The following is a 16,779-nucleotide window of genomic DNA, read 5'->3' as shown; positions in this document are numbered from 1 at the left end:
ACTCAACGGGAAGGGCCGGGAAGCACCATGCAACACGGCAAATACCGATTCATCGTGGGCTTCCTGGCCCTGCCCGTCATCGTCTACGCGGTCTTCGTGATCTCGCCGTTCGTCCAGGCGTTCCAGATCTCGATGACCGACTGGTCGGGGCTTGTCGGCACGGCGAAGTTCGTCGGATTCGAGAACTTCGAAAAGCTGTGGCACAACGAGGATTTCTGGAACGCGCTGCGGCACAACGTCTACATGCTGATCGCCGTGCCGATCGTGACGCTGGGACTCGGCCTGTTCTTCGCGTTCATGCTCAATGTCGGCGGAAAGCGACGCAAGAACGAAGTCATCACCGGTGTCGCGGGTTCGAAGTTCTACCGTTTCGTCTTCTTCTTCCCGCAGGTCATCTCCATCACCATCATCGCCGTCATCTGGTTCAACATCTACAACCCGGACCCGCAGGACGGCATGCTCAACTCCCTGCTGGGCTCGGTCGGTCTGGACGGCTGGCAGAACGCCTGGCTGGGCGAGAAGAGCCTCGCCCTGCTGTGCATCATGGTGGTGATGATCTGGTCCCACGTCGGCTTCTACGTCGTGCTGTTCTCGGCGGCGATGGCGTCCATCCCGCGGGACATCTACGAGGCGGCACTGCTGGACGGCGCGGGCCGCTTCCACACCTTCTTCCGGATCACCCTGCCGCTGCTGTGGGACACCGTGCAGACCGGCTGGGTGTACATGGGCATCATCGCCCTGGACGGCTTCGCCCTGGTGCAGATCATGTCGGTCAACATGGGCGGCCCCGACGGCGCCACGGACGTCATGCCGCTGCGGCTGTACCTGACGGCGTTCCGCGACAGCCAGTTCGGCTACGCGTCCGCGATGGGCGTCGCCATGCTCATCGTCACCATGACGTTCGCAGTGCTCACCCTGCGCTTCGCGCGGCGTGAGCGGATCGAGTTCTAGGGCCTGTCCGGCGGGCCAGGCTGGAGGAAAGATGCGGAACCTCATTGACACAGGTGAGCGGGGTCTGGTGCGTGCAGCTGCAAGGCGGAGGAGGGAGTCGACGCGGAGCGTCGGCGACCGACGACAACGCGGCAGATGTGCGTGCCAGACCCCGCGTCTCCGGCATGGCCCGCTGGACAGGTCCTAGGGGGTTACGGGCGACATGACGACGGACACGACGAACACCGGCACGGTCACCAAGACGGACGGGGAGGACCGTCCGGGCCTCACCAAGAAGCTCGGCGCGACCGACGGCCGCAGCTCCGAGGGCGGCGTCCTGCACGTCTTCTCGCACGGCATGCTCGTCCTGTGGGCGCTGATGGTGGGCGTACCGCTGCTGTGGGTGCTGTGGAGCTCGTTCAAGACGAGCAACGGCATCCTCTCCGACCCGTGGGGGCTGCCGACCTCGCTGCACTTCGAGAACTGGGCCAACGCCTGGAACAAGGCGAACATGGGCCAGTACTTCCTCAACACCGCGATCGTGGTCGGCGGTTCGGTGATCGGCACCATGGTGCTGGGATCGATGGCCGCCTATGTGCTGGCCCGGTTCACCTTCCCGGGCAACCGGTTCATCTACTTCATGTTCGTGGCCGGCATGTCCTTCCCGGTCTTCATGCTGGTCATCCCGTTGTTCTTCGTGCTGCGGGACTTCCCCGGCAGCTCGCTGCTGGCGACGTACCAGGGACTGATCCTGGTCTACATCGCCTATTCGCTGCCGTTCACGGTCTTCTTCATGACCGCGTTCTTCCGCACACTGCCCACGTCGGTCGCGGAGGCCGCGCTGATCGACGGGGCGTCGCACACGCGAACGTTCTTCCAGGTGATGCTGCCGATGGCCAAGCCGGGCCTGATCAGCATCGGCATCTTCAACTTCCTGGGGCAGTGGAACCAGTACCTGCTGCCGATGGTCCTCAACCAGAACGAGGACAAGTACGTGCTCACCCAGGGACTGGCGATGATCGCGCTGCAGCAGGGCTACGAGAACGACTGGGGTGCCCTGATGGCCGGCATGATGATCGCGATGCTGCCGGTCCTGATCGTCTACTTCATCTTCCAACGGCAGGTGCAGGCGGGCCTGACGGCCGGTGCGCTGAAGTAGACGCTCTCTGTTCGCTCCAGGGTGAGCGCCACATCACCCCACGTCACACGTGAGCCGTCCCACACAGGGGCGGCTTACGTGTGCGCGTACACAGTCCCGGATCCGGTTCAACCTCTTGACGGGAGGCAACCCGAACGGCTCAGCTTAGAGTTCACTAGTTGGACACGTAACGGGGCCTCACCGAAGCGGCCCCGCGCGCAGGAGGTCGTCGTGGAGACTCCGGGGTCGCAGTCGTCGCTGCACCGAGCCAACCTGGAGCGGGTGGTGCGGGCCGTCCGGCTGGCCGGGTCGCTCACCCAGGCGGAGATCGCCAGGACCACGGGACTGTCCGCGGCGACGGTCTCCAACATCGTCCGGGAGCTCAAGGACGGCGGAACGGTCGAGGTCACGCCCACATCGGCGGGCGGCCGCCGGGCCCGCAGCGTCTCGCTGAGCGGGGACGCCGGCATCGTCATAGGGGTCGACTTCGGCCATACGCATTTGCGCGTCGCCGTCGGGAACCTCGCCCACCAGGTGCTCGCCGAGGAGTCCGAACCGCTCGATGTGGACGCCTCCTCGACGCAGGGCTTCGACCGGGCCGAGGAGCTGGTCAACCGGCTGATCGAGGCGACCGGCGTCGACCGGTCCAAGATCGCCGGGGTCGGCCTGGGCGTCCCCGGCCCGATCGACGTCGAGTCCGGCACCCTCGGCTCGACCGCCATCCTGCCCGGCTGGACCGGCACCAAGCCCGCCGAGGAGCTACGGGGGCGGCTCGGGGTGCCCGTGCACGTGGACAACGACGCCAACCTGGGTGCCCTCGGCGAGCTGGTCTGGGGCAGTGGACGGGGCGTGCGGGACCTGGCGTACATCAAGGTCGCCAGCGGTGTCGGCGCCGGTCTGGTGATCAGCGGCAAGATCTACCGGGGGCCCGGCGGCACGGCGGGAGAAATCGGGCATATTACCCTTGATGAATCCGGCCCGGTCTGCCGCTGCGGAAACCGGGGCTGCCTGGAGACCTTCGCGGCCGCGCGCTATGTGCTGCCGCTCCTCCAGTCCAGCCACGGCACGGATCTGACCATGGAAGGTGTCGTACGGCTGGCCAGGGACGGAGACCCGGGCTGCCGTCGGGTGATCGCCGACGTCGGCCGCCACATCGGCAGTGGAGTCGCGAACCTCTGCAATCTCCTGAACCCGAGCCGCGTGGTCCTCGGCGGTGATCTCGCCGAGGCCGGTGAGCTGGTCCTCGGGCCGATCCGGGAGTCCGTCGGCCGCTACGCCATCCCCAGCGCGGCGCGCCAACTGTCCGTTCTCCCCGGGGCACTTGGCGGTCGTGCGGAGGTGCTCGGCGCCCTCGCCCTCGCGCTCAGCGAGATGGGTGATTCAACCCTTTTGGACAGCACGCTGCACGCGGCCGCGCCTGCCTTCACTTAGAGAACGGATGGCACCGTTGCCAACCCGTTAAGGATTTACTTCTTGACGTCGCACGTGTGGCCGAGTTGACTTCCAGCCACCTCGGCCGCAACGACGCGGCCTCGTCAGGGAGGTTTCTGAAGTGAACACGCGTATGCGTCGTGCCGCTGTCGCCATTGCCGCTGGTGCTATGGCCGTTTCGCTGGCTGCCTGTGGCAGCGCCGAGGAAGCGGGCGGCGGCAACGACTCCACCGCTTCCGCCGCCAAGGGCGACGACATCAAGGTCGGTCTCCTGCTCCCGGAGAACCAGACCGCTCGCTACGAGAAGTTCGACCGGCCGTTGATCGAGGAGAAGATCAAGGAGCTGACGAACGGCAAGGCGACGATCGACTACAACAACGCCAAGCAGGACGCCAACCTGCAGGCGCAGCAGGTCGACACCATGATCACCAACAAGGTGGACGTCCTCATCCTGGACGCCGTCGACGCCAAGGCGATCAAGAACTCCGTCCAGAAGGCCGTGGACCAGGGCATCAAGGTCGTCGCCTACGACCGCCTGGCCGAGGGCCCGATCAGCGCCTACACGTCCTTCGACAACGTGTCGGTCGGCAAGACCCAGGGCGAGGCCCTGCTGACGGCCCTGGGCGCCAAGGCCAAGGACGGCCAGATCGTCATGATGAACGGCTCCGTCACCGACCCGAACGCCGCCCAGTTCAAGGAGGGCGCGCACTCCGCCCTCGACGGCAAGGTGAAGATCGGCAAGGAGTACGACACCAAGGAGTGGAAGCCGGAGAACGCCAACGCCAACATGGAGGCGGCGATCTCGGCCCTCGGCAAGGACAAGATCGTCGGCGTCTACTCCGCCAACGACGGCATGGCGGGCGGCATCATCACCGCCCTGAAGGCCGCCGGCATCGACGTCCCGGTCACCGGTCAGGACGCGGAGCTCGCCGCCGTGCAGCGCATCGTCGCCGGTGAGCAGTACATGAGCGTCTACAAGCCGTACGCCCCCGAGGCCACCGCCGCCGCCGAGATGGCCGTCGCGCTCGCCCAGGGCAAGTCGCTCGACTCCATCGCCAAGGACAAGGTCGACAGCGGCAGCGCGAAGGGTGTCCCGTCCGTGCTCGTCCCCGTCACCTCGCTGACGAAGGACAACATCAACGACACCGTCATCAAGGACGGCGTCTACACCGCCGCCGAGATCTGCACCGGCAAGTACAAGGCCGCCTGCGACAAGGCCGGCGTCACCGGCTGAGCCGCTTCGGCGAAAGCAGTCCCAGGTCCCTTTCCAGGTGCGGGAATTCGTCCTTGAATTCCCGCACGGGACATGACTGCACAAGACTCCTCCGGCGCCCCCGCGCATACGTCAGCCCCGCAAGCTCGGCGCGGGGCGCCGGACGGATCCTCTCTCACTCTTCTGCACTACCTTCCGCCGGGTCAGGCGGCGAAGGAGATGGTTCACGTGTCCGCTACGCCCGTGCTGGCGTTGCGCGGGGTCTCCAAGCGATTCGGTGCCGTCCAGGCGCTCACCGACGTCGAGCTTGAGGTCCACGCCGGTGAAGTGGTCGCCCTGGTGGGCGACAACGGCGCCGGAAAGTCCACGCTGGTCAAGACGATCGCCGGCGTGCACCCCATCGATGAGGGCGTCATCGAATGGGAGGGCAAGGCCGTTTCGATCAACCGGCCGCACGACGCCCAGAGCCTCGGTATCGCGACGGTCTACCAGGACCTCGCGCTGTGCGACAACATCGACGTCGTCGGCAACCTGTACCTGGGCCGTGAGGTCCGCAAGTGGGGTGTCCTCGACGAGGTCGAGATGGAGCGCCGCTCGCGCGAGCTGCTCCAGACCCTGTCGATCCGCATCCCCAGCGTGCGTATCCCGATCGCCTCGCTCTCCGGCGGTCAGCGCCAGACCGTGGCCATCGCCCGTTCCATGCTCGGCGAGCCCAAGCTGGTCATCCTCGACGAGCCCACCGCCGCCCTCGGTGTCGAGCAGACCGCCCAGGTCCTCGACCTGGTCGAGCGGCTGCGCGAGCGGGGTCACGCCGTGATCCTCATCAGCCACAACATGGCCGACGTCAAGGCCGTGGCGGACAAGGTCGCCGTGCTGCGCCTGGGTCAGAACAACGGCGTCTTCGAGGTCAAGACGACCTCGCAGGAGGAGATCATCTCCGCCATCACCGGCGCCACCGACAACGCCGTGACCCGCCGTGCGGCGCGCACGAACGGGGAGGCTTCCAAGTGAGCATCGACAAGACCTCCACGACGCCGCAGGACGAGCACGAGGTCCTCAACACCGAGGCCGCCGCGGCCGCCGTGACCGCGGTCGACCCCCGCCTGCTGGTGCAGGAGCAGGGACTGGCCGGCTATGTGACCGAGTTCCGGCGCAAGATCAAGGCCGGTGAGCTCGGCTCCCTGCCGGTCATCCTCGGCCTGGTCGTCATCTGCGTCATCTTCCAGAGCCTGAACTCGGCGTTCCTGTCCGCGCAGAACATCAGTGACATCACCGTCACGATGGTCGGCACCGGCATGATCTCCGTCGGCATCGTCTTCGTGCTGCTGCTCGGCGAGATCGACCTGTCGGTCGGTTCGGTCAGCGGCGCGTCCAGCGCCATCGCCGCCGTCCTCGCGGTCAACCAGGGCTGGCCCGAGTGGGCGGCCGTGCTCTTCGCCATCGCGGCCGGTGCCGTCATCGGCGCCGCGCACGGGTTCTTCTTCGCGGTGCTGGGCGCCCCCGCCTTCGCCGTGACGCTGGCCGGCCTGCTGTTCTGGCTCGGCTTCATGCTCCAGACGCTGGGCGAGAACGGCACGATCAACCTCGACGGCGACGGGCTGATCGGCAAGCTCACGACGTACTTCTTCACGGACGTGGCCGCCGCGTACGGGCTGGCGGCCGTGGTGACCGCGCTGTTCTTCGTCACCTCGTTCCTCGGCAACCGCCGTCGTGAGGCCGCGGGCATCCCGTTCCGGCCGCTGACCGACACGATCCTGCGGACGGTCCTGCTGGGCGTGGTCTCCTTCGCCGCGGCGATCATGTACAACCAGTACAAGGGTCTGCCGCTGGCCACGGTGATCTTCCTGGTGTTCCTGTTCGCCACGGACTTCCTGCTGCGCAGGACGTCGTACGGGCGCAAGATCTTCGCGCTCGGTGGCAGTGTCGAGGCCTCGCGTCGTGCCGGTATCAACGTGACCGCGGTGCGGATCACCGTGTTCGCGATCTCGGGTGGGTTCGCGGCGATCGGTGGTCTGTTCCTGGCCTCGAAGATCGCTTCGGCCAACCAGAGTGCCGGTACGGGCGACCTGCTCATGAACGCGATCGCCGCGGCGGTCATCGGTGGTACGTCGCTGTTCGGTGGGCGTGGGCGGACGTGGAACGCGCTGCTCGGTGTGCTGGTGATCGTGTCGATCCAGTACGGACTTCAGTTGGAGTCGATCGCCGAGCCGGTGAAGTACATGATCACCGCGGGTGTGCTGTTGACCACGGTCGTGATCGACTCGATCACTCGTAAGACGCAGAAGACCGCCGGACGCGCGTAACGCGGAACGCGGGGCGCCGTAGGGGCGTGGGTGAGATTGCGGGTGCCGGTCCGTTGGGGCTGGTCGCGCAGTTCCCCGCGCCCCTTTTTGCGGCGTTGTAGTACGGGGCGTTATTGGGTAGGGCCGATTGCGTGACGTGCGACAGGTGGGCCGGGAACCTTCCGGCTGGGCGGAACATTAGACTCGACGAGCCCGGCAACAGCTCGAAAAGCTCTACTGCAAGGAGGCACGGGTGCCGCTGCTGACCCGCATCAGGGGACCGCGCGATCTGGACCGGCTCAGCCCTGAGCAGCTGGACCAGCTGGCAGAGGAGATCCGCACCTTCCTCGTCGAGGCGGTTTCCAAGACCGGCGGCCACCTCGGCCCCAACCTCGGTGTGGTGGAGCTGACCATCGCCCTGCACCGGGTCTTCGACTCGCCCAGGGACAAGGTGCTGTGGGACACGGGTCACCAGTCCTATGTGCACAAGCTGCTCACCGGCCGCCAGGACTTCAGCAAGCTGAAGATGAAGGGCGGTCTGTCGGGCTACCCCTCGCAGGCCGAGTCCGAGCACGACGTCATCGAGAACAGCCACGCCTCGACCGTCCTCGGCTGGGCCGACGGCCTCGCGAAAGCCAACCAGCTGCGCGAACGCGACGACCACGTCGTGGCCGTCATCGGTGACGGCGCGCTGACCGGCGGCATGGCCTGGGAGGCGCTGAACAACATCGCCGAGGCCAAGGACCGCCCCCTCGTCATCGTCGTCAACGACAACGAGCGGTCGTACGCGCCGACCATCGGCGGCCTCGCCAACCACCTGGCGACGCTGCGGACGACCGACGGCTACGAGCGCTTCCTCACCAGGACGAAGGAGATCCTCGACCGCACGCCCGTCGTCGGCAGGCCCCTCTACGAGACGCTGCACGGGGCCAAGAAGGGCCTCAAGGACTTCATCGCGCCGCAGGGCATGTTCGAGGACCTCGGCCTGAAGTACGTCGGCCCGATCGACGGCCACGACATCGAGGCCCTGGAGTCGGCCCTCGCGCGGGCCAAGCGGTTCGGTGGCCCGGTCATCGTGCACTGCCTCACCGAGAAGGGCCGCGGCTACCAGCCCGCCCTCCAGGACGAGGCCGACCGCTTCCACGGCATCGGCCCCATCCACCCCGACACCGGCCTGCCGATCAAGGCCTCCGGCGCCGACTGGACCTCCGTCTTCGGCGACGAGATGGTCGAGCTCGGCAAGGAGCGCGAGGACATCGTGGCGATCACCGCGGCGATGCTCCAGCCGGTCGGCCTGAAGAAGTTCGCGGACACCTTCCCGGACCGGATCTACGACGTCGGCATCGCCGAGCAGCACGGCGCCGTCTCCGCGGCCGGCCTCGCGACCGGCGGACTGCACCCCGTCTTCGCCGTCTACGCGACCTTCCTCAACCGCGCCTTCGACCAGGTCCTCATGGACGTGGCGCTGCACAAGTGCGGTGTCACCTTCGTCCTCGACCGGGCCGGCGTCACCGGCACCGACGGCGCCTCCCACAACGGCATGTGGGACATGTCGATCCTTCAGGTCGTCCCCGGCCTCCGGCTCGCCGCCCCGCGCGACGCCGACCAGGTCCGGGCCCAGCTGCGCGAGGCCGTCCAGGTCAAGGACGCGCCGACCGTCGTCCGCTTCTCCAAGGGCGCCGTCGGCCCCGCCGTGCCCGCCGTCGGCCGGGTGGGCGGCATGGACGTGCTGCGCGAGCCGGGGACGGACACGCCCGACGTTCTGCTCGTCTCCGTCGGTGCCCTCGCCCCCATGTGCCTGGAGATCGCCGGCCTGCTCGACAAGCAGGGCATCACCACCACCGTCGTCGACCCGCGCTGGGTCAAGCCCGTCGACGAGGCCATGGCCCCGCTCGCCGAGCGGCACCGCGTGGTCGTCACCGTCGAGGACAACTCCCGGGTCGGCGGCGTCGGCTCGGCGGTCGCCCAGGCCCTGCGCGACGCGGGCGTCGACCTGCCGCTGCGTGACTTCGGCATCCCGCCGCGCTTCCTCGACCACGCCTCCCGCGCCGAGGTGATGGCGGAGATCGGACTCACCGCCCCGGACATCGCCCGCCAGGTCACCGGTCTTGTCGCCAAGCTGGACGGCCGGTTCGAGGAGCGTACGGCGGCCGAGGTCGACTCGGTGGAGCCCGCGCGCGACTGACGTCCACTCACAGGGCCGCAGGGGCCGGTTTCGCCACCGTGAAGGGTGGTGAAACCGGCCCATCTGTGTGAATCCACCCGCGTCGGGGCATGCGTACCACGCCCCCTCTCGATCATGTCGAGGACGACAAGCGTGGGAGGTATGACCGTGAGCAGCACACTCTTCCGGACGAAGAGAGTCGAGCAGTCCATCCTCGATACCGAGGAGCCAGAGCACGCGCTCAAGAAGTCCTTGTCCGCGCTGGATCTGACCGTTTTCGGCGTCGGCGTCATCATCGGCACCGGCATCTTCGTGCTCACCGGCACCGTCGCGAAGAACAACGCCGGGCCCGCCGTGGCCCTGGCGTTCGTCGCGGCCGGTGTCGCCTGCGCGCTGGCCGCCCTCTGTTACGCGGAGTTCGCCTCCACGGTCCCGGTCGCCGGGTCCGCGTACACCTTCTCCTACGCCTCCCTCGGCGAACTGCCCGCCTGGATCATCGGCTGGGACCTGGTCCTTGAGTTCGCGCTCGGGACGGCGGTGGTGGCCGTCGGCTGGTCCGGCTACATCCAGTCGCTGATGGACACCGCCGGCTGGTCCATGCCCGAGGCCCTGGGGAGCCGGGAGGGCGCCGACACCTTCGGCTTCGACATCCTCGCCGCCGTCCTCGTCCTCATCCTCACCTGCATCCTCGTGGTCGGCATGAAGCTGTCCGCGCGGATCACGTCCCTGGTCGTCGCCATCAAGGTGACCGTCGTCCTCGTCGTGATCATCGCGGGCGCGTTCCTGATCGACGGTGACAACTACGACCCGTTCATCCCGAAGACCCAGACGGTGGACGCCGGCAGCAGTCTCGACGCCCCGCTGATCCAGCTCATGTTCGGCTGGGCGCCCTCCAACTACGGCGTGATGGGCATCTTCACCGCCGCCTCGGTCGTGTTCTTCGCCTTCATCGGCTTCGACGTCGTGGCGACCGCCGCCGAGGAGACCAAGAACCCGCAGCGCGACATGCCGCGCGGCATCATCGGTTCCCTCATCATCTGCACCACGCTGTACGTCGCCGTGTCGATCGTCGTCACCGGCATGCAGCACTACAGCCGGCTGTCCGTGGACGCCCCGCTCGCCGACGCCTTCAAGGCCACCGGGCATCCCTGGTTCGCGGGCTTCATCAGCTTCGGAGCGGCGGTCGGCCTGACGACGGTCTGCATGATCCTGCTCCTCGGCCAGACCCGCGTCTTCTTCGCGATGAGCCGCGACGGACTGCTGCCCCGGTTCTTCTCCCACGTCCACCCGCGCTTCAAGACCCCGCACCGCCCGACCATCCTGCTCGGCGTGATCATCGCGATCCTCGCCGGCTTCACCCCGCTGAACGAACTCGCCGCGCTGGTGAACATCGGCACCCTGTTCGCCTTCGTGGTCGTCGCCATCGGCGTGATCATCCTCCGCAGGACCCGCCCCGACCTGCACCGGGCCTTCCGCACCCCGTGGGTGCCCGTCATCCCGATCCTCTCGGTGTGCGCCTCGCTGTGGCTGATGATCAACCTGCCCGCCGAGACATGGGTCCGCTTCGGCATCTGGATGGCCGCGGGCTTCGTCGTCTACTTCCTCTACGGCCGCTCCCACAGCCGTATGGCGCTGCACGGGGAGACGACCGTGGCCGAGGTGGAGAAGGGACACGGCAAGGACACCGAGTAGCCGAACCAGACGCCGAGGCCCGACCCGACGTCACGGGGCCGCGTACGACAGCCGGCTACGGCCGGACCGTACGCGGCCCCGTCACATCCGCCCCCAACTCCGCGACCCTGCGCCGCAGTTCACGATCCGCAGTCACCACCAGACAGGCCCGGCCGCCCGCCCCCGCCACCAGCTCGACCATGTGGTCGTCGCCGCTCCCGGCAGCGGACTCCACCCGCACGCCCGGCACGGACTCGACTCCCCGGGCCGCCCCCTCCACCACGAGCACGATCTCCACGGGCCCCGCACGCCCCGGCACCCCGTCCGCCGCCAGCCGGTCCCGCAGCCGCTCCGCGGCCCCCCGCCGGTCCCGCCACCAGCCGTCCGGCACCGACCCGACGACGTTCGCGGCGTCGACGATCACGAGCAGGGGAGCGTCCTCATCCATGGGGGCAAGGGTCCCACGCCGACCGGGCCCTACCTCCCCTCCTCGAAGCTGGCGAAGTACGCCGCCGCCATGTCCTCGTCCCCGTGCCCCTGCGCATCCGCCCGCTCGAACCGCTCCGCGCTCGCCGCGGCCACGTCCAGACGGGCGCCGTACCGCTCACCCGCCTCCACGATCAGCCGCGCGTCCTTCGCCGCCGTGCGCACCGCGAACGCGGCCGGGGACAGCCCGTCGTTCAGCACAAGACCGGTCTTGGCGCGCAGATACCCCATGTCGAGCGGGCCGCCGTCGATCACCTCGAAGAACCGCTGGGGATCCACGTCCAGGGCCTTGGACAGGGCCAGCACCTCACCGGCCGCGTTCGTCACCGCCAGCACCCAGCTGTTGGCGACCAGCTTCAGGCGGGTAGCGGTGCCGGCCCCCCCGTCCTCCCCGGTCCACACGGTCCGGGCGCCCACGGCGTCGAACACCGGCGTCACCGTCGGCCGGCCCTCGACCGGCCCCGCCGCCAGCACGGTGAGCCGGCCGGCCTCGGCGGGCTGGCGGGTGCCGAGCATCGGGGCGTCGTAGAAGACGAGGCCGTGCTCGCGCGCGAAGTCGGCCAGGTCGGCGATGCCCTCGATGCCGGCGGTCGTCGACTGCACCCACGCGGCACCCCGGCGCAGGGCGGGCGCCGCCTCACGCATGACGTCCAGGGTCGCGGGGCCGTCGTGCAGCATGGTCAGGACGACGTCGGCGCCCCGGACCGCCTCGGCCGGCGTGTCGGCGATCAGGGCGCCGTCGGCGCCCAGGGGCTCGGCCTTGGCGCGGGTGCGGTTCCAGGCGCGGACGGTGTGCCCGGCACGGGCGAGATTGCGGGCCATCGCGGCGCCCATGATGCCGGTGCCCAGGACGGTCACGGTGAGCTTGTCGGTCATGACGTCGACTTCCTGTTCTCGTACGGACGTTGCTACCAGTGATGTGACCAAGATCATGGCCACCCGCGTGATGCGGTTTCCGTATGCCCTGATTCTCCTCTCGATCATCACGCTTCGGCCGGAGTACAGTCCGTCAGCTTGTTCTCATCAAATCTTCATATAGGGGGGTGAGGTGTGTGAGCACCGAAGGGAAGTCACGAAGACGCGTCGTGGGCGGCGCGCTGTCCGTGGCACTCGGTCTGGGCCTGGTGGTCGCACTGCCACCGGCGGCGACCACGACCGCATCGGCCGCGGCACCGCGGCAGACGTCCGGACAGGACACGGGCAAAGAGACCCTGTCCGAATCCGAAGCGCTGGCCAAGGCCAAGCGGACCGGCACGAACGTGGAGATCGTGTCGCTGCGCGGCGAGAGCAGCGAGGTGTACGCGACACCGGACGGCAAGCTCGAGGCGCGGGAGCACCTGCGCCCCGTACGCGCCCGGGTGGACGGCGTGTGGCAGCCGATCGACACCGGCCTCGCCAAGCGCGCCGACGGCACGGTCGCGCCCGGGGCGACCACGGTACGGCTGGAGTTCTCCGGCGGCGGCGACGAGCCCCTGGTGCGCATGGAGCGCGCCGGACGTGAGCTCGCCCTGTCCTGGCCGACGAAACTCCCGGCACCGGAACTCGACGGCGACACCGCGACCTACCGGAACGTTCTTCCGGACGTGGACCTGCGCATGGGCGCGCAGGAGGACGGGTTCACCCAGCTGCTCGTCGTCAAGTCCGCCGACGCGGCGGCAAGCCCGGCGCTCAAGGAGCTGCGGCTGAAGCTGTCCGCCCAGGACCTGGACGTACGCGAGACGGCCACGGGAGGTCTGGAGGCCGTCGACGAGGCCGCGGGCAGCACGGTGTTCGAGGCGCCGAGGCCCGTGATGTGGGACTCCAGCCCCGGGAAGAGCGCGACCGCCGCGGCCAAGTCGGCCGGCGGTGCGGAGCGTGCCAAAGCCACCGTCGTGGCCGGGGACGCCAAGGCCGGCCCGACGGGCGGCAGCGGCGCCGGGGCCGACGCCGGCGAGTCCGGGAAGCTCGCGCCCGTAGGCGTGGAACTGCCCACCACCGGCCGTGAGCTGGTGCTCAAGCCGGACTCGGAGGTCCTGAAGGGCCCGGACACCAAGTACCCCGTCTACATCGACCCGCAGTGGTACTCGCCCAAGCGGTCCGCGTGGACGATGGTGTCCAAGTACTGGGCGTCGTCGCCGCAGTGGAAGTTCAACGGCGAGTCCACCGCCGGCATGGGCTACTGCGGCTGGCACTACTGCCAGCCGTACGACACCAAGCGGCTCTTCTACCGCATCCCCGTCTCCAAGTTCGCGGGCCGCAGCATCCTGTCCGCCGAGTTCGTCGTGCGCAACACCTGGTCGGCGTCGTGCTCGGACCGCGGGGTGCAGCTGTGGCGCACCAAGGGCATCAGCTCGTCGACGACCTGGAACTCCCAGAACGACTCGGACTTCTGGATCGACCACCTCAAGACGGAGAGCTTCGCCTACGGCTATGACGGCTGCGCCGCCAAGGACGCGGAGTTCGACGTGCGCTCCGCCGTCCAGACGGCCGCGAACGGCAAGTGGTCGACGATGACCTTCGGTCTGCGGGCGTCCAGCGAGACGGACGAGTACGGCTGGAAGCGCTTCTCGGACGACGCGTTCCTGCGCGTCAAGTACAACCGCCCGCCGTCCCAGATCAAGATGTCGCAGCTGACGGCGGAGTACGGCGGCACCTGCAAGAAGCCCACCTCCCCGGCTCGTGTGCGCACGCTGGGCAAGGTCTACGCGAACAACGTCACCGACCCCGACGGCGACAACATCGCCGTCCAGTTCCAGGCCAAGTGGGACTCGGGCGACGGCAAGGGCCTCATCGCCCGGTGGAAGCCGGCGCTGACCTCGTACAAGAAGTCGGGGTCCAGCTTCTCCATCACGCTGCCCTCGGTCACCGCGAACAAGACGGTCCACTGGTACGCGCGCTCCTACGACGGCGGCCAGTACTCGCCGTGGTCGTACACCGGCGACCCCACGGGCTGTTACTTCGTCTACGACACCAAGGTGCCCAAGGCCCCGACGATCGCGTCCGGCGAGTACCCGGCCTCCGACCCGGAGAACCCCGAGGACCCGTGGTACGACGGCGTCGGCAAGTACGGCTTCTTCGACATCGACTCGCCCGAGACCGACGTGACGAAGTACTGGTTCGGCATCAACGGCGACCCGACCTCGAAGAACACTCTGACCACGTCCTCCGGTGCGCTGAGGACGGCCGACGTGCTGCCCGCCAAGCCCGGGCTCAACTTCATCACCGCGCAGGCGTTCGACTCGGCGGGCAACGACAGCGAGATCCGTACCTACCAGTTCCGGGTCAAGGCCGGACAGCCGGAGCGGGCGATCTGGCAGCTGGACGAGGGCGCCGGAGCGAGCGCCGCCAAGGGGTCTGCACCGGAGCGCACCGCCGAACTGCGCGGCGGTGTCACCCTCGGCGTGGCCGGGGCCAAGGGGAGCGCGGCGTCGTTCGACGGCGTCGACGACTACGCGGTCACCGACATCCCCACGGTGGACACCTCGACCGGTTTCTCGGTCTCGGCCTGGGCGAAGCTGTCGGCGATGCCGGACCACGCGGCGATCATCGCGGCCCAGCCCGGCAACCACTCCCCGGGCTTCGAGCTGTACTACTCGAAGACCTACGACCGCTGGGCGTTCAACCAGTACACCTCCGACACCGCGAGCGCGGGCATCGTACGGGCCATGCAGGCCTCGCCGGGCGGAGTCAAGGCCGGTGAATGGACCCACCTGGTGGGCTCCTACAGCGCGACCAGCGACGAGATGAACCTCTACGTCAACGGACAGCTGGCCGGGACCACGACGTACGACTCGCCGTGGGACGCGCGGCGCGGGCTCCAGATCGGCGCCGGCTCCTACAGCGGGCAGCCCGGGTCGTTCTTCCCCGGGGCGATCGACGAGTTGCAGATCTTCGACAAGCCCGTGTCGTCCGGCGAGGTGACCCGGCTCTACGGCAAGGACTCGCTCATCTCGGGCCGCAGCGCTCGGGCGGTGTTCCCGCTCGACGAGCAGGCCACGGACAGCGCCGGCACCCCCACGACCATCCTGACCGGGGCCGCCGAGGTCGCGTCGGCCACGTTCTCCGGAGGCGTCACGCCGGGGCAGACCGGCACCGCGGGCAAGGCCCTGACCCTCGACGGGAACGACGACTACGCCTCCACCGGGCGACCGCTGCTGAACAACCAGCGCAGCTTCGCGGTCTCGGCGTGGGCCAAGCTGCCCAAGACCAAGCCCGACCACGCCGCCGTCGTCGTGACCCAGGCGGGCACCCACCGGCCGGGTCTTGAGCTGTACTACTCCAAGACGTACGACCGGTGGGCGGTCAACCAGTACTCGGCGGACACCTCGACCGCCACCCCGATCCGGGCGATGCAGGCCGACGGGCAGACCGCCTACGGCGACACCTGGACCCACCTGGTGGGCGTGCACGACACCGTCGCGAACAAGCTCACCCTGTACGTCAACGGCGTCAAGGCGGGCGAGACGGACCTCCAGGCCGGCTGGTACGCGGGCGGCGCGGTGCAGATCGGCGCCGGCTCCTACGACGGCGCGCCCGGATCGTTCTTCGGCGGCCAGATCGACGAGGTGAGCCTGTTCGACCGGCCCGTCTCCGCCGACGAGGTCCGGCAGATGTTCCGGCAGCGGCCGCTGGTCAAGGGCCGCTGGCTGCTGGACTCGGTGGCCACCGGCACCCCGGCCACCAGCCCCGACGCCTCCGCCGACAACCGGGCGCTGACCGTGGGCGGTGGCGCGCAGGTCGGGGCTTCCTGGGTCGACGACGGTGCCCTCCAGCTGGACGGCGTCGACGACCACGCCGCGACCGCCACGCCCGTCATCGACACGACGGCCAGCTTCACGGTGATGGGCTGGGCCACCGCGGCCGGTGCCCCGACCCGCAGCGCCGCGGTCCTCAGCGCACCCGGCGCGTCCAACAGCGCCTTCGCGATCCGGCACGTACCGGCCGCCGCGGGTGACGCGGGCGCGGGGCGCTGGCAGATCTCGATTCCGGACTCCGACGCGACGGACGCCACCGTCGTACGCACCGAGAACCAGCAGTTCTACGACGCACGGGACTGGAACCACCTGGCGCTCGTCTACGACGGCTTCGCCAAGGAGGCCCGGCTCTATGTGAACGGGCAGCTGGAGGAGGTCGCCTGCGCGGACGACGACGGTGACGGCGAGTCCGACGACCCGACCTGCGCCGACCGCCTGTCGTGGTCCGAGAACGTCCTGTCGTACAAGGCCACGGGCGGACTCCAGATCGGCCGCGCCCGCACGGCGGGGGCGTGGGGCGAGTACTGGCCCGGCGCCATCGACGACGTCTGGGCCTTCCAGGGGACGCTGAGCGACTCCCAGATCGCCCATCTGTCGCTGGGCATGCCGGGCGTCGCCACCGAGGTACCCGGCACCGACTGACCGGAAGCGGTGCCGGCCCGTCGCCCCTGTGCGGACGGGCCGGCACCGCGCCGCCGCCCGGGTCCCGCCCGGGCCGCCACCGGCTTCAC

Annotated in this window: 11 protein-coding genes; 9 read left to right on the top strand and 2 right to left on the bottom strand. The window is 68.9% G+C overall.

Translation table 11 applies throughout. From position 1 onward, the window contains the following. The first annotated feature begins 27 nt into the window (after positions 1-27). From ACFZBP_RS04865 to ACFZBP_RS04830, 8 genes are all read left to right on the top strand, one after another. Positions 28-951: an ABC transporter permease subunit gene (locus ACFZBP_RS04865; protein WP_391409964.1), complete on the top strand. Its 924-nt coding sequence runs from the start codon at positions 28-30 to the stop codon at positions 949-951. A 202-nt stretch (positions 952-1,153) separates the two neighbouring features. Continuing rightward, positions 1,154-2,089 (top strand): ABC transporter permease subunit, encoded by a 936-nt coding sequence (locus ACFZBP_RS04860; protein ID WP_391409962.1) that lies wholly within the window; start codon positions 1,154-1,156, stop codon positions 2,087-2,089. A gap of 210 nt (positions 2,090-2,299) precedes the next feature. Next, positions 2,300-3,499: an ROK family transcriptional regulator gene (locus tag ACFZBP_RS04855; protein WP_048583725.1), complete on the top strand. Its 1,200-nt coding sequence runs from the start codon at positions 2,300-2,302 to the stop codon at positions 3,497-3,499. A gap of 133 nt (positions 3,500-3,632) precedes the next feature. Beyond that, complete coding sequence (locus ACFZBP_RS04850; protein WP_391410362.1) at positions 3,633-4,733, top strand: substrate-binding domain-containing protein; 1,101 nt, start codon at positions 3,633-3,635, stop codon at positions 4,731-4,733. A 198-nt stretch (positions 4,734-4,931) separates the two neighbouring features. Beyond that, on the top strand, positions 4,932-5,723 hold the full coding sequence (locus tag ACFZBP_RS04845) for an ATP-binding cassette domain-containing protein (RefSeq protein WP_383445795.1): 792 nt from the start codon (positions 4,932-4,934) through the stop codon (positions 5,721-5,723). Beyond that, positions 5,720-7,015, top strand: coding sequence for a sugar ABC transporter permease (locus ACFZBP_RS04840; protein ID WP_391409958.1), 1,296 nt, complete (start codon positions 5,720-5,722; stop codon positions 7,013-7,015). The genes ACFZBP_RS04845 and ACFZBP_RS04840 overlap by 4 nt, the downstream gene beginning before the upstream one ends. A 232-nt stretch (positions 7,016-7,247) precedes the next feature. Next, on the top strand, positions 7,248-9,179 hold the full coding sequence (gene dxs / locus ACFZBP_RS04835; RefSeq protein WP_391409956.1) for a 1-deoxy-D-xylulose-5-phosphate synthase: 1,932 nt from the start codon (positions 7,248-7,250) through the stop codon (positions 9,177-9,179). A 147-nt stretch (positions 9,180-9,326) separates the two neighbouring features. Further along, entirely contained in the window at positions 9,327-10,850 is a 1,524-nt protein-coding gene (locus tag ACFZBP_RS04830) for an amino acid permease (RefSeq protein ID WP_391409954.1), read from the top strand. 55 nt (positions 10,851-10,905) lie between these two features. On the opposite strand, the gene ACFZBP_RS04825 is transcribed toward ACFZBP_RS04830, so the two are convergent. Beyond that, positions 10,906-11,277 carry an NTP pyrophosphohydrolase gene (locus tag ACFZBP_RS04825; RefSeq protein ID WP_391409952.1) on the bottom strand — a complete coding sequence of 124 codons (372 nt, stop codon included), beginning with the start codon at positions 11,275-11,277 and terminating at the stop codon, positions 10,906-10,908. Positions 11,278-11,306: 29 nt separating this feature from the next. Next, positions 11,307-12,191, bottom strand: a complete 885-nt coding sequence (locus ACFZBP_RS04820; protein ID WP_391409951.1) for an NAD(P)-binding domain-containing protein — start codon at positions 12,189-12,191, stop codon at positions 11,307-11,309. Positions 12,192-12,367: 176 nt separating this feature from the next. Here ACFZBP_RS04820 and ACFZBP_RS04815 point away from each other — a divergent pair, with 176 nt between their 5' ends. Further along, complete coding sequence (locus tag ACFZBP_RS04815; protein ID WP_391409949.1) at positions 12,368-16,690, top strand: LamG-like jellyroll fold domain-containing protein; 4,323 nt, start codon at positions 12,368-12,370, stop codon at positions 16,688-16,690. Positions 16,691-16,779 lie beyond the last annotated feature (89 nt).

Source organism: Streptomyces sp. NPDC008086 (genome assembly GCF_042957325.1).
Lineage (GTDB): Bacteria > Actinomycetota > Actinomycetes > Streptomycetales > Streptomycetaceae > Streptomyces.
This window is presented reverse-complemented; position numbering and strand designations above follow the sequence as displayed.